Source organism: Streptomyces sp. BK239, from assembly GCF_004217285.1.
Classification (GTDB): domain Bacteria; phylum Actinomycetota; class Actinomycetes; order Streptomycetales; family Streptomycetaceae; genus Streptomyces.
The window spans coordinates 149,683-162,984 of the sequence record NZ_SHKS01000005.1 but is presented as its reverse complement, the minus strand read 5'-3'; the positions used below and the strand labels follow the sequence as shown (position 1 = coordinate 162,984).

Below are 13,302 nucleotides of genomic sequence, written 5' to 3'. Positions count from 1 at the left end.
GACCCGTAGGGGCCCGTGCGCCTAGGGGAAGAGTCGTTCGAGGACGACGGCCACGCCGTCGTCCTCGTTCGACGCCGTCACCTCGTCGGCCACCGCCTTGAGCTCGGGATGGGCGTTGGCCATCGCCACGCCACGCGCCGCCCAGTCGAACATGGGGATGTCGTTGGGCATGTCGCCGAAGGCGAGGGTGTCCTGAGGCCGCAGACCGAGGTGCTCGGCGGCCAGGGCGAGTCCCGTCGCCTTGGTGACGCCGGACGGCTGGAGTTCCACCGTGCCCGGCCCCGACATGGTGACGGTGGCGAGCGAACCGACCACCGAGCGGGCCGTCGCCGCCAACTCGTCGTCGGACAGGGTGGGATGGCGCAGCAGCACCTTGCTGATCGGCTCGCACCACAGGTCCTCGCGCGAGCCGACCCGCAGGGCGGGCAGGGTCGGGTGCGGCATCCGGTAGCCCGGCTCGATGAGGGTCAGCCCGTCGACGCCGTTCTGGTCGACGGCCGCGTACACCTGACCGACCTCGGCCTCGATCTTGCCCAGGGCCACCTCGGCCAGCTCCCGGTCCAGGGTGACCGACCACAGCAGGCGGTCCGCCGCGATGTCGTACACCTGCGCGCCCTGTCCGCACACCGCGAGCCCCCTGCTCCGCAGGATCCGCAGCAGCGGCCGCACCCGTGGCGCCGGGCGGCCGGTCACCACGAGGTGACGGGCGCCGGCGGCCGCGACCCGTGCGAGCGCGTCGAGCGACCGGTCGGAGAACGTGTCGTCGTCGCGGAGCAGCGTTCCGTCCAGGTCGGTGGCGATGAGGGCGTACGCGGAGCGCGCGGCATATGCGTGAGGTGCGGCCATGACCAGAGAATACGGATCCCGGACACCCCCAACTCACCGCCGAATCAACCGTTCCGCAGGGAGGGAAAGGGCGGTTCTGCACCGGTTGGCAACAACATGGTCCGCTACCTACCGCTCGCACCGTCTGGAGGGGTACCGTCCACAGTGTCCGGGGGGCTTGATCGGGGGGTCAGGTTGAACAGTGGACGTATCCGTGTGCTGGAGCCGGAGGCTCTCGGCGAGGGGGAACGGGAGCGGTGGCGCGCGCTGCGCGCGGCGTCGACCGCTCCACGCAACCCCTTCATGGAACCCGAGTTCGCCGACGCCGTGGGGCGCGTGCGCCCGCGCACGCGCGTGGCGGTGGTGTACGAGGGGCGCGAACCGGTCGGCTTCCTGCCCCACGAGCGGGGCCCGCTGGGACAGGGGCAGGCCCTCGCGTACGGCGTCTGCGACGCGCAGGGGGCCGTACTGAGCCCGGGGCTCCGGCTCGACGCGGCCGAACTGATGCGCGCCTGCTCCCTGTCGAGCTTCGCCTTCGACAACCTGGAGGCGGAGCAGAACCTGTTCACGCGGTACGCGGCGGCCGAGTACGCCTCCTACGTCATCGACGTGGAGAAGGGGTACGAGACCTACGAGTCCGTCCTGCGCGCACAGTCGCCCAGGTTCCTGAGGACGACCCTCGCCAAGGAGCGCAGGCTCGGCCGGCACGCCGGACCGTTGCGGTTCGTGTTCGACGAGCGGGATCCCGCCGCGCTGCGCACGCTCATGACGTGGAAGTCCGCCCAGTACCGGCGCACCGGGCGCCGGGACCGGTTCGCCCAGCAGTGGATCACCCGGCTCGTGCACCGGCTCGCGACCGAGACGCGCGCCCCCGACTGCTCCGGCGCGCTGTCCGTCCTCTACGCCGGCGGGCGGCCCGTCGCCGCCCACTTCGGGCTGCGGTCGACGACCGTCCTGGCCTGCTGGTTCCCCGCCTACGACCCGGCGTTCGCGAAGTACTCGCCGGGTCTGGTGCTGCATCTGCGGATGGCGGAGGCGGCCGCCGCCGAAGGCATCGGCCTGCTGGATCTGGGGCGCGGCGCGGCCGAGTACAAGGACTCGCTGAGAACGGGCGAGCTGCCCGTGTACGAGGGCGCCTGGACGCGGCCGTGGGCGGGCGCCGCGCTGCACTGGCTCAGCCGGGAGCCGTCCCGCCGCGCCCACCACTTCGTCCGTAACCGGCCGAGGCTGGCCGCGGCGGCGAACCGGGCGCTGAGGAGCGCGGGCCGGATCCGGGGGAGGTGAGGGCGGTTGGCGGTGAGGAGCCGGCGGTTCGGGAGAGGGGAGCACATCGTGTCGCGTGCGCCACGTGTCCAGCGGGAGATCCGAAGGTTCCTGGACATCGGTCCGGTTCAGGTCGCCGAACTGGACCTGCCCGACGGGGACGCCTGCGCCGCTGCCGGCGGGGACGCCCGCGGGGAGGTGACGCTGAGGCCCGGGCCCGGCAGTCCGCCCGTCACGCACGGCGAGGTGTTCCTCCTGGTCAGAAGGGGCGGCCGGCCGGTCGGCACCCTCCTCGGACGGGTCCCGGAGGGCGCCGACCCCAGGACGTTCCTCGCCGCGCGGGCCCGGGAGCGGGTGGGCCCACGGCCGGCGGCGACCGCGCCTCCCGCACCGTCCACCACCGTCTCCACGCCTCCCGCACCGTCCACCACCGTCTCCACGCCTCCCGCACCGTCCACCACCGTCGTGATCGCCACCCGCGAGCACGCCGACCGGCTGGCGCACGCGCTCGACTCGCTGCTCGCCCAGGACCATCCCGACTTCGAGATCGTCGTCGTCGACAACGCGCCGACCACGGACACCACCCGGGAGCTGATCGAACGCAAGTACGGCGAGCGGGTGCGCCACATCGTCGAGCCGGTGCCCGGACTCGCCGTCGCGCACAACAGGGGCGTCCGGGCCGCGCACGGCGAGGTCGTCGCCTTCACCGACGACGACGTCGTCGCCGACCCACGCTGGCTCACCGAACTCACCGCGCCCTTCGCCGCCGACCCCGGCCTCGGCTGCGTCACCGGCCTGATCCTTCCCGCCCTGCTGCGCACCCCGGCCCAGGTGCTGCTGGAGAGTCACGGCGGCTTCGCGAAAGGCTTCAGGGCACGGACGTACGACCCGTACGACCCGCCCGCCGACGAGCCGCTGTTCCCCTTCACCGCGGGCCGGTTCGGCTCCGGCGCGAACATGGCGTTCCGGGCGGACGTGCTGCGCGCGGTCGGCGGCTTCGACCCGGCGACCGGCGTCGGCACCCCGGCCCGCGGCGGCGACGACCTGTACGGGTTCGTCCGCGTCCTCGCCCAGGGCCACCGGCTGCACTACACGCCGCTGGCCCTGGTCTGGCACCACCACCGTCAGACCTGGCGCGACCTGGAGAACCAGGCGTACGGCTACGGCGCCGGACTCACCGCCTACCTCACCGCCCTCCTCGTCAACCGCCCCTCCCTCCTCCCGGCGTTCCTCGCCCGACTGCCCCGGGGGCTCGCCCACGCCCGGACGCTGACGGCCGGCCGGGAGGCGGGGGCCGAGACGGAGGCGCGCGCGGGAGTTACCGACGGCGCTCGCGCGGGTGCGGGCGCCGGTGTGGAAGCCGGTGCACGGAGTGCGCCCGGGGGATACGACGAGCGGACGCACGCCTGGCCTCGGCGGCTGTCGCGGCTGCAGCGCAGGGGGATGCTGTACGGACCCGTGGGCTATCTCCGCGCCCGGCGAGCACTCGTCGGCCCCCTTCGGCGGTCTCCGGACGTGCCGTTCACGCCGCCGGGAGGTGCGCGATGACCGCCGTACCGGTGCTGCTGTATCACGCCGTGACGGACGACCCGCCGGACTGGATCGCCGAGTTCACGGTCGCCCCGAAAGAGTTCGGCCGCCATCTCGACGCCGTCGTCGACAGCGGCCGTACGCCCGTCACCATCAGCGCGCTCGCCGACCACCTCGCGGGGCGGGTGCCGCTGCCGGCCCGTCCGGTGCTGCTCACCTTCGACGACGGCTTCGCCGACCTGCCCGGCCCGACCGCCGACGCGCTGGCCGGACGCGGACTGTCCGCCACCGCCTACCTCACCACCGGCGCCATCGCCCCGGGAGGCCGCAGCCTGCTGCCGCCCGCGCCGATGATGACCCTGGCGGACGCGGCACGGCTGGAGGAGTCCGGAACGGAGATCGGCAGTCACACGGTCACCCACGCCCAGTTGGACACCCTGGGGCCGAGGGCGTTGGCCCGCGAACTGCGCACGTCACGAGCCGTGTTGGAGGACGCCCTCGGCCATCCGGTCCGTCATCTCGCCTACCCGCACGGCTACAACAGCGGCCGGGTCCGCCGTACGGCCGCCGCCGCCGGCTACGAGACGGCCACCGCCGTGCGCCACGCGCTCAGTTCGGACCGCGACGAGCGCTACCGCATCGCCCGCCTCATCGTGCGCCGCGGCCACACCGTCGCCGACGTCGAGACGTGGCTCGCGGGCGGCGGCGCCCGTGTCGCCCCCTACCGGGACGGGCCCCTGACGGTCGGCTGGCGGTGGTACCGGCGCGCCCGAGCCGTCGTGCGAGGGCCGGTGTTCGCCGGCTGAACCGTCCTGGAAGACCGGAGCACTTCGAGCGATCGACGTGAACAGCGTTTCCGCACTCGGCCCGGGGAGGGAGCCCCAGCGTGCAGTCACATGTGCCCGTGCCGGCGCAGGGGAGCGACGCGCCGCCGTCCGCTCCCGGCCCTGACGCCGTCACCGGTCCGGGCCGTCCGGAGCGGAGCACCCGACACGGCCGGAGACCCCTGCGGTTCCCGCGCCGCAGGCCCGGCCCCGCCATGCCCGCGCTGCTGCTCGCCGCCGGGCTGTGGGTGTACTCCCTGCCGCGCATCGGCTTCCGCGAGATGGGCGAATACGGTCTGCTCGACCGCCTCCCGCCCGCCTACTACCTGTCGTTGCTGGTCCTCACCGCCGGATTCGTCCTGAGCCTGCGGCGCGCCGGCACCGCGCCCTGGTGGCCGGCCGCGCACTGCGCCGCCCTGCTGTTCGCCCTCAAGGCCCCGCCCGCGATCCTGTACGACGCGGTGCGCTACCCCTGGGCGTCCAAGCACGACGCCGTCGTCGACACGCTGCTCGCCAACGGCGAACTGCGGCCCGGCGCGGCGCTGTCGGGCAACATGTCGGCCTACGACCAGTGGCCCGGCTTCTTCACGCTGAACGCGGGCCTGGTGCGCGCCTTCGGCGTGCAGAGCTCCTCGTCGTACGCCAACTGGGCGCCCGTCGTCCTCGGGTTGCTGATGATGCCGGTGCTGGTCCTCGTCTACCGCACGTTCTGCGACGACTGGCGGCTGATCTGGACCGCCGTGTGGGTCTTCCAGCTCGCCAACTGGGTGGGCCAGGACTACTTCTCCCCGCAGGGCCTCGCCTACCTGCTGCACCTGACGGTCCTCGCGGTCGTGCTGCGGCACTTCGTGCGGCCGGGTTCCGCCGGCCGGCTGCGCGACCGCGCCTTCCTCGACCCGGCGGCCGCCGCCGTGCCGCCGCCCACCGGCCGCGGGCAGCGCGCGCTCTGCGTCGTGATCCTCGCCCCGCTGATCGCCGCCGTCAACGCCACGCACCAGCTCACCCCGGTGATGCTCTGCGTCTGCCTCGCCGCGCTCAGCCTCACCCGCCGTTACCGCAACTACGGGCTCCTGGTCGTCGCCGCGCTGCTCATGCTCACCTGGGACCTGACCATGGGCCGGCCGCTGTTCGTCGAGACGCTCTCCACCCTCAGGCAGTCGATCGGCGAGCTGACCCAAAACTCCCGCGCCGGGTACGCCGGACAGCTCACCGGCCCCGGCCCCGAACTCGCCGGTGAGGCCAACGTGCTGATGGTCCTCACGGTCGCCGCCCTCGCCGGGGTCGCCGTCGTGCTGCGGCGCCGGCTCACCCTCAGCGCGCTGCCGCTGCTGCTGGTGTCCGTGGCGCCGGTTCCGCTGTTCGCCGTCAACGACTACGGCGGCGAGATGCTCTTCCGGGTCTATCTGTTCGCCCTTCCGGGCGCGGCCTTCTTCGCCGCAGCCGCGCTGGTGCCGGCCACCGCGGGGGCCCGGCGTGGCGGCCGGGCGACCACGCTCTGGCGCCGGGCCGCGGCGTTCGCCCTGCCGACGGCGCTGCTGGCACTGCTGGCCGGCTTCCTGCCGTCGTACTACGGCAAGGAGGAGATGTTCTACACGCCGCCCGAGGAGACCGCGCTGGTCACCCGGACCCTCGACGACGCACCCGACGGCTCCCTCATCCTCGCCACCAGCGGCTCCTTCCCGCAGGCGCTCCACCGCTACGACCGTCTCGAACACTGGTTCTTCGCCGAGCAGGAACTGCCCGAGAACGAGAGGATGCTGAGGGACCCGGCCCGTTACCTCGCCGCCGGCATCCCGCCGGGGGCGAAGGCGTACGTCATCCTCACCCACACCCAGGACGTCTACGCGGCCGGGGAGGGCCTGCTGCCCGCCGGCGGCTTCCAGGTGCTGCGCACGAGACTGTCGGCCTCTCCGCTCTTCCGCACGGTGGAGAGCCACCCTTACGGCGTCGTCCTGGAGTACCGCCCGGCCGCCGCTCCGTCCTCGCGGTCAGTGAGGTGAACTGATGGACTCCGCCCGCCGTGAGAACGCCGGCCCTTCCGCTGCCTCGCTGGGCGCCGGTGGCGGCAGCGCCGCCTCCACGCGCTTCAGACTCCTCGTCGCGGTCTCGGGCTGGGTCGCGCTGGCCGCCACCGCCCTCCCCGGCCCCGGGCCGCTGCGCTGGATCCCGGTGCTGCTCTTCGTCCTGTTCGGCCCGGGCTGCGCCGCGCTCTACCCGCAGCCGGAACGGCTGACCCTGGGCGCGCGGCTGGAGGCCTTCGCGCTGGCCGCGCCCGTGAGCCTGTCCCTCGGTGTGCTCACCGCCACCTCGCTGTTCCTGGTGAAGGCGTTCTCGGTGACGGCATTCCTCTTCTGGCTCGCCGGCTTCACCACGGTCGTCACGCTTCTGCCGGGGTTGCCGCTGCCCGCAGCGCGGCGGCCCGGGGCCGGCGGGGGCGGTACCGCCGACGGCGACACCGGCAGTCGGCTGTGACGGGGGCGAGGAGAATCAGGCGGTGGTACGCCGTCGCGACGGTGATGGCGGTGGTCTCGGTGGGCGTCGCTCTGCTCGCGGGGCTCGGGCTGTGGGTCGGCCGTCCCGACTACTCGGGGGGCTCGGGGGTTTCAGGCGGCTCGGGTGGCTCGGGTGGCTTGGGAGGCTCGGGTGGCGATCTGCCCGCGAACGCGGCCTCCGGCGCGCTGCCCACCGGCGACTGCGCGCCCTCCGGCACGCTGGTCCCGCCGTGCGGCGCGTGGTGGGGCGCCTATGTGCCGTACGCGGAGAACGGTTCCCTCGAGGACGCGGTGCTCGGTTTCGAGAAGCGGATCGGCCGCAGGCTCGACCTCGTCTACAACTACCACGACATGTCGGGCGGCGAGCTCGACGGACAGCTCCTCACGTCCGACGAGCAGCAGCTCGGCCGGGACCGGTTGCTCATGCTGGCCTGGGAGTCCACCGTCTGGACCGAGCCGCACCACGAGAACTGGACCGAGACCCAGCTCGGCTGGAAGAACATCGCCTCGGGGAAGTACGACGAGGAGATCCTCGATCCGCAGATCCGGCGCATCAAGGCCTACGGCAAACGCGTCTTCCTCTCCTTCGACCAGGAGACCGACGCCCGTGTGAAGGAGGGCGCGGGCACCCCGGAGGAGTTCGTCGCCGCCTACCGTCACCTCCACGAACGGTTCCGGGCGCTGGGCGCCGACAACGTCGTGTGGGTGTGGACCGTCTCCGGCTACCTCGGCAGCGCGGACGACATGAAGGCGCTCTACCCCGGGGACGAGTACGTCGACTGGATCGCCATGGACCAGTACAACTACTACGCCTGCCATGACACCACCGACTGGAAGGACTTCCTCGACAGCCAGCGGCCCGGCTACACATGGCTGCGCGAGAACGTCTCCGACGCCAAGCCGGTGATGCTCGCCGAGTTCGCCACCGCGCCCGACGCCGACGACCCGCCGCGCCAGCGCGACTGGTACACCGCGATCCCCGCCGCCGTGAAGAAGCTGCCGGAGGTCAGGGCGCTGGTCCACTGGAACCGGCCGGCCTCCGAGAAGCCCGAGTGCGACCTGACCGTCAACGAGGGCCCCGGGCTGGAGGGTTATCACGAGGCCGGCCGGAACGGCTACTTCCACCAGCCCCTGCCGTCACGCTGACGCTCACGGCGAGTGCCGCGAGCACGGCCCACACCGGCAGGGCCAGCGACGCGAGCTCCTGCCGCCACACCCAACCGCCCATCGCGACGAGATACAGCACCCCCCAGCACCCCGGCCACGTCAGCCTGCCGCCCACGCGGGCGAGCAGCAGCCACAGCGGTACGAGACCTGACAGCAGCAGGAGCGGCGGCGCCCACCGCAGCAACGGCTCGGGGCCGTCGACCCCCGCCCCCCGTGCGAGGACTTCGGCAGCCCGTACGTACAACGTCCCGTCCACCGGCCGAGGTTCCCGGCCGAGCGCCACCGGTACGGCGTGCAGGGCGAGCAGCGCCGAACCCAGCGCCGCGCCCGGCAGCCACGCGTCCCGCACGTGCCTCAACGTGACCGACCCGACGAACACCACGAGCAGCACGCCGACCGCGACGAGCGCCGGGAGCGGCGTCGCCTCCAGCATCTGACGGCCACTCATCGCTCTGGACGCGCCGTCGAACCACGGCAGAGCACGCAACGCGGCCCAGAATGCCATGGTGGCCACGCCCAGCAGCCCCCACAGTGCACCGGTGAGCCACCGTTCCCGCCGCTCTAGCCGCCCCTCGTCGCGACCCTGGAGGCTCCCGGGGCGCCCCGTGAACAAGGCGACCGTGTCCTCGTCGACGGCCGTCCATCCGCGACTCCCCCAGCGGTCCAGGCCGGTTCCGTCGTGTCCGGCCGTCGCGTTCAGCCGCGCCCAGCCGGTGCCGTAGGCAGGGGCGGCGGAGGCCGGCGGACCGAGGGGCCGGGCTGCATCGCCCGGCAGCGTCACGTCACGGGGCAGGGTCACGCCGCCGGGCAGGGTCGCGTCACGCCGCAGTGCGGACCGCAGGCCCACGACGGAGACGCCGGCGATCAGCGACATGCTCAGCAGCACCGCCCACCCCGCCCCCGCGATGCCCGCCGGAGCGAACAGGACCGCCGCGCTGCCCAGCACCGCCGTGCACATGGCGCCCTGGAGCCCGGCGAGCACCCCGGTGCGCCCCTGCACCCGCAGCACCCCTATGTACAGCTCCACCACGACCCGTGGCAGCGCGCCGGCGGCCAGCAGGCGCAGCACGGTCGTGCCGTGCTCGGCGTAGTCCTCGCTGAACGGCAGCAGGATCCGCGGGGCGAACAGCACCAGCACCAGCACGACCGGCACGAGCAGCACGATCATCCGGCGCAGCGCCCCGCGCACTCCGTCGGCGAGTTGCCCGGGATCGTGCGAGGCATGGGCGGTCAGGGAGGAGGCCATGTTGATGGCCATGAACTCCATGGTCCCGCCGACGGTGTACGCCACGTAGAAGTAGCCGTTCTCCGCCGCGCTGAAGCGGACCGCGACCATCACCGGCAGCAGGTTGATCATCGCCAGACTGAACAGCGCGCCCAGCGAGTCCCCCGCCAGGAAGCGGCCCATCTCCCGCGGCCGCGGCGGCTCCAGGTCGCGGTCGGCGGCGGCCTGGCCCGGGATCAGCCTGCGGAAGATCAGCCAGCCGAGCGGCAGTGTGGAGAAGACGATCGCCACGGCCCAGGACACGAAGATGCCGAGCACCGGCACCGTGCCGGCGAAGACGACCAGCAGGATCAGCTTGCCGACGGAGAACACCGCGTTGCCGACCGGAACCCACCCCGACCTGCGCAGACCGGTCAGCACCCCGTCCTGCAGCGTGAGCAGCGCCCACGCCACGCACGCCAGGACGAACACGGCCCCCGCGAGCGGCGTGCCGAGCGGCGCGTACGACGCTCCCCACAGGTCGAGGGTGAGCAGGAAGACGACCCCCGCGACCGCGACGACGACCGAACTCGCGGCGTACGTCCGCCACACCAGCGAGCCCGTGGCCCGCCCCGCGCGCGGCACGAAGCGGACGACGGCGCCGATCATCGTCGTCGCCGTGATGCTGGCGAGAAGACGCATCGCGGCGATCGCGGCGGAGCCCTGCCCGACCGCCTCCTCTGTGTAGTAGCGGGCGGCCACCAGCCAGAAGCCCAGCCCCAGCACGGCGGAGACGCCGGTGCTGAGCATGAGGAAGTAGCCGTTCCTGAACAGTGAGCCGGAGCCCCCCGCGCCCCCGGCGGACGCCGGTCCCATGCTCACCCCCGCCCGCGTCCCGGCCTGTGTTCCGGTCCCTGACTCAGCCACGCGCCCGCTCCAGTCCTCCCGGCGCCTCGGCCGGCCGGGCGTCGCACTCCTGAAGCACCTCGACGACCTCCCGCGCCCGCAGCGGATCCACGGGCAACGCGTGCCGCGCGAACCAGCGCGCCCCCACGGGATCGGGCGAGGGGTCGGTGAAGGCGGGGCCCGCGTAGTCGTCGAGCGGCGGGTCGTACAGGTACCCGACGACGATGCCGCGCCGCGCGAGCGCCACGATGGCCGCGTCCCGGTCGGCGACGAACAGCGGCACCCGGAACAGCGGTTGCGGCTTCTCCCTGCCCGCCACGAGGCTCACCGTGGCAGGCCCGTCCCTCATGGCGGGCCGCTCCGCCGTGGCAGTCCCGACCGCCGTGGCGAGCCCCTCCGGTCTCGCCCACCGCGTCGGCAGCAGCGTCTCGGTGCCCGCCCTGCAAGCGGCCAGCGTCTCGTCCAGGCGGTCGAGCCGGTGCTCGATCCGGTGCAGGCGGAGACGTCCGGAGCGGAGCCGGTAGTCGTGCATGTCGACGCGGACCCAGGAGTCGTGGGCGGTGAGGTCCGGCGCCGCCTCGACCGCCCGGGCCAGTTCGTCCGCACGCAGCGGCATCCGTATCCCCTCGCGCTCCGTCAGCCCGAGCAGCCGCATCGCGGCCCACGCCGGGCGTCTCAGCCGCAGCCCCCGCACGGCCGCCTCCGCGTACGGCCGGACGGTGAAGGCCAGTTCGGCCGAGAGCCGGCCCGGCGACAGCAGGTCCGTGCAGCTCTTCTCCAGGGCCTCGCGCAGCCCCGGGTCGGCACAGGACAGGAAGCCGCCCGCCTTGGCGCCCACGTGCTTGGACAGGCTGAAGACGGATGCGTCGCCCCAGCCGCCGACGGGACGGCCCCCCACCCGGCTGCCGACGGCGTGCGCGCCGTCCTCCAACAACGGGATCGCCAGCGCGCCGCACTTCTCCCGCAGTTTCGGCGCGTCGTCCGGGTTGCCGTAGAGGTTCGTGGTCAGCACCGCCGACAGCGAACCCCACACCTCGTCGGGCACCGCGTCCACGTCGATCGACGCGTCCAGCGGTTTCAACGGCGCCTGCACCGGCCGCAGTCCCGCCGCGAGCACCACGAAGAAGATCACGTCGTCGGTGACCGGCGACATCAACACCCGCCCGCCGGACGGGCACCAGTGACGCAAGGCCACGAACAACCCGAACCGGCACGACGGGACGTACACGCATTCCCGGCCGAGTCTGCCGCGCATGACCGCTTCCAGCCGCTTCGGCCGTGAACCATGCCGTGCCGACCCGAGGCCGGCCTCCCCTACGGCCATCAGCCCCCCAGGTGTGCCTGGGGAAAGCCCCTCCCCCGAGGCCTTCCAACAGGTGCCCAGAGTCTCCCTGTTCGCACCGCTCCGTCAAGATTGCGGCCCTTTACGTCGACGACTTCGCAAGTCCGCCCGAAAGCGGAGCACTCCGCGTCAATCGCCCCACCTGCCACCCCCTTGTGCCGCCGGTGTGCCGTTCGCATGCCTCCTCCGTGTCGCTCCGGTGTCCCTTCCGCGAGGTCAGCCGTAACGTGTGCGGCGGCTCGGAGCACCGCCGGGCCCCGGCGAGCACCCGCGGCGCCCTCCCTCTCGGCGAGCCCGCGGTCATGGCGAACCCGTGTGCACAGATGGCGCATGCGCGGCGCACACGCGGCGCATGCATGGCGAGCACGAAAGCGAGGCAGCACCCGATGCCCCTCCCGGCCCCCTTCGACCTCCCCGAGGGCGATCCCTTCGGCCCGCACAACCTCCCCTACGGCGTCTTCTCCCTTGCCGGCACCGCAGGGCGGACCGTGGGCGTCCGTCTCGGCGACCACGTCCTCGACGCGGGCGCGGCGGCCCGGGCGCTCGGCTCCCCGCACGCCTCCCTGCTCTCCGCCCCGACTCTCGGGCCGTTGCTGTCGGCGGGCCGCACCGCCTGGTCACAGGTGCGCGGCGCGCTGAAGGAGTGGGTCACCGACCCCGCCCACCGCACGACCCTCGCCCCGCTCCTCCACCCCCTGTCCTCGGTGACCCTGCATCTGCCCTTCGAGGTCGCCGACTACGTCGACTTCTACTCCTCCGAGCACCACGCCCGGAACGTGGGCGCCGTCTTCCGCCCCGACTCCGGCGACACCCTCCTGCCGAACTGGAAGCACCTCCCGATCGGCTACCACGGCCGCGCCGGCACGGTCGTCGTCTCCGGCACCGACGTCGTCCGCCCGTCGGGTCAACGCAAGGCCCCCTCCGATCCGGCCCCGGTCTTCGGCCCCAGCGTGCGGCTCGACATCGAGGCCGAGGTCGGCTTCGTGGTGGGCGTGCCCTCCCGGCAGGGCCGCCCGGTCCCGCTGACCGACTTCCGTGAGCACGTCTTCGGCCTGTGCCTCCTCAACGACTGGTCCGCGCGGGACATCCAGGCCTGGGAGTACGTCCCCCTCGGCCCCTTCCTCGGCAAGTCCTTCGCGACCTCCGTCTCCGCGTGGATCACTCCGCTGGAGGCACTGGAAGAGGCCCGCGTCTCACCTCCCGAGCGCACCCACCCCCTCCTCCCCTACCTGGACGACTCCGCCGCCGAGCCCGCCGGCTACGACCTGCGCATCTCCGTCTCCGTCAACGGTCACGTCGTCTCCGAGCCTCCTTTCTCCGCCATGTACTGGACGGCCGCCCAGCAGCTCGCCCATCTGACGGTCAACGGCGCCTCCCTGCGCACCGGCGACCTCTACGGCTCGGGCACGGTGAGCGGCCCGGCCGCCGACCAGCGCGGCTCCCTCCTGGAACTGACCTGGAACGGCCGCGACCCCCTGGACCTCCCCGACGGCAAGCGGACGTACCTGGAGGACGGCGACGAGGTGACTCTCTCGGCGTGGGCTCCGGGACCGGGCGGTCTGCGCGTCGGGCTGGGAGAGGTGAGGGGCCGCATCGTCTCCGGCTGAGAAGACGATCAGCGGGCAGGGAACCGGCGAGAGTTCCCGGCGGGCTGACTGCGGCCGTTCCCGCCGTCATACTGGCGGCGGGAACGGTCCACGACACCGAACCCGCCCCGCCCGCCCGGAGCACGGCCGCCCACAGCACGGC

General features: G+C 73.3%; 10 protein-coding genes. 7 read left to right on the top strand and 3 right to left on the bottom strand.

Annotation, left to right across the window (positions count from 1 at the left end; all coding sequences use genetic code 11):
* Nucleotides 1–21: 21 nt before the first annotated feature.
* Nucleotides 22–846 carry an HAD family hydrolase gene (locus tag EV567_RS17120; RefSeq protein WP_130440940.1) on the bottom strand — a complete coding sequence of 275 codons (825 nt, stop codon included), beginning with the start codon at nucleotides 844–846 and terminating at the stop codon, nucleotides 22–24.
* A 174-nt stretch (nucleotides 847–1,020) separates the two neighbouring features.
* On the opposite strand from EV567_RS17120, the gene EV567_RS17115 reads away from it, so the two are divergent.
* From EV567_RS17115 to EV567_RS17090, 6 genes are all read left to right on the top strand, one after another.
* A complete protein-coding gene (locus EV567_RS17115) occupies nucleotides 1,021–2,109 on the top strand; it encodes a GNAT family N-acetyltransferase (protein ID WP_242620864.1) in 1,089 nt (362 codons plus the stop codon).
* Nucleotides 2,110–2,157: 48 nt separating this feature from the next.
* On the top strand, nucleotides 2,158–3,636 hold the full coding sequence (locus EV567_RS17110; RefSeq protein ID WP_207228789.1) for a glycosyltransferase family 2 protein: 1,479 nt from the start codon (nucleotides 2,158–2,160) through the stop codon (nucleotides 3,634–3,636).
* The gene (locus EV567_RS17105) at nucleotides 3,633–4,424 is read left to right on the top strand and encodes a polysaccharide deacetylase family protein (protein WP_207228788.1); all 792 of its coding nucleotides are present in this window, start codon (nucleotides 3,633–3,635) and stop codon (nucleotides 4,422–4,424) included. Before EV567_RS17110 ends, EV567_RS17105 begins: the two co-directional genes overlap by 4 nt.
* A gap of 80 nt (nucleotides 4,425–4,504) precedes the next feature.
* Complete coding sequence (locus tag EV567_RS17100) at nucleotides 4,505–6,442, top strand: hypothetical protein (protein WP_242620863.1); 1,938 nt, start codon at nucleotides 4,505–4,507, stop codon at nucleotides 6,440–6,442.
* Nucleotides 6,443–6,446: 4 nt separating this feature from the next.
* Nucleotides 6,447–6,914 carry a DUF1616 domain-containing protein gene (locus EV567_RS17095; protein WP_242620862.1) on the top strand — a complete coding sequence of 156 codons (468 nt, stop codon included), beginning with the start codon at nucleotides 6,447–6,449 and terminating at the stop codon, nucleotides 6,912–6,914.
* 44 nt (nucleotides 6,915–6,958) lie between these two features.
* Nucleotides 6,959–8,080 (top strand): glycoside hydrolase family 26 protein, encoded by a 1,122-nt coding sequence (locus EV567_RS17090; RefSeq protein ID WP_130440936.1) that lies wholly within the window; start codon nucleotides 6,959–6,961, stop codon nucleotides 8,078–8,080.
* Here the strand turns inward: EV567_RS17090 and EV567_RS17085 are convergent.
* Together EV567_RS17085 and EV567_RS17080 are read right to left on the bottom strand one after the other, a co-directional pair.
* A complete protein-coding gene (locus EV567_RS17085; protein WP_130440934.1) occupies nucleotides 8,001–10,181 on the bottom strand; it encodes a lipopolysaccharide biosynthesis protein in 2,181 nt (726 codons plus the stop codon). The genes EV567_RS17090 and EV567_RS17085 overlap by 80 nt on opposite strands.
* A gap of 43 nt (nucleotides 10,182–10,224) precedes the next feature.
* The gene (locus EV567_RS17080; protein ID WP_130440932.1) at nucleotides 10,225–11,535 is read right to left on the bottom strand and encodes a DegT/DnrJ/EryC1/StrS family aminotransferase; all 1,311 of its coding nucleotides are present in this window, start codon (nucleotides 11,533–11,535) and stop codon (nucleotides 10,225–10,227) included.
* Between the two features lie 404 nt (nucleotides 11,536–11,939).
* Here EV567_RS17080 and fahA point away from each other — a divergent pair, with 404 nt between their 5' ends.
* Nucleotides 11,940–13,160 carry a fumarylacetoacetase gene (fahA, locus tag EV567_RS17075; protein ID WP_130440930.1) on the top strand — a complete coding sequence of 407 codons (1,221 nt, stop codon included), beginning with the start codon at nucleotides 11,940–11,942 and terminating at the stop codon, nucleotides 13,158–13,160.
* The last annotated feature ends 142 nt before the right edge of the window (nucleotides 13,161–13,302 follow it).

Bases quoted from the DNA above. Each gene is read 5' to 3' on its own strand.
- EV567_RS17120 (WP_130440940.1), bottom strand. From the start codon at position 846: ATGGCCGCACCTCACGCATATGCCGCGCGCTCCGCGTACGCCCTCATC.
- EV567_RS17105 (WP_207228788.1), top strand. From the start codon at position 3,633: ATGACCGCCGTACCGGTGCTGCTGTATCACGCCGTGACGGACGACCCG.
- EV567_RS17095 (WP_242620862.1), top strand. From the start codon at position 6,447: ATGGACTCCGCCCGCCGTGAGAACGCCGGCCCTTCCGCTGCCTCGCTG.
- EV567_RS17090 (WP_130440936.1), top strand. From the start codon at position 6,959: ATGGCGGTGGTCTCGGTGGGCGTCGCTCTGCTCGCGGGGCTCGGGCTG.
- EV567_RS17085 (WP_130440934.1), bottom strand. From the start codon at position 10,181: ATGGGACCGGCGTCCGCCGGGGGCGCGGGGGGCTCCGGCTCACTGTTC.
- EV567_RS17080 (WP_130440932.1), bottom strand. From the start codon at position 11,535: ATGGCCGTAGGGGAGGCCGGCCTCGGGTCGGCACGGCATGGTTCACGG.
- fahA (WP_130440930.1), top strand. From the start codon at position 11,940: ATGCCCCTCCCGGCCCCCTTCGACCTCCCCGAGGGCGATCCCTTCGGC.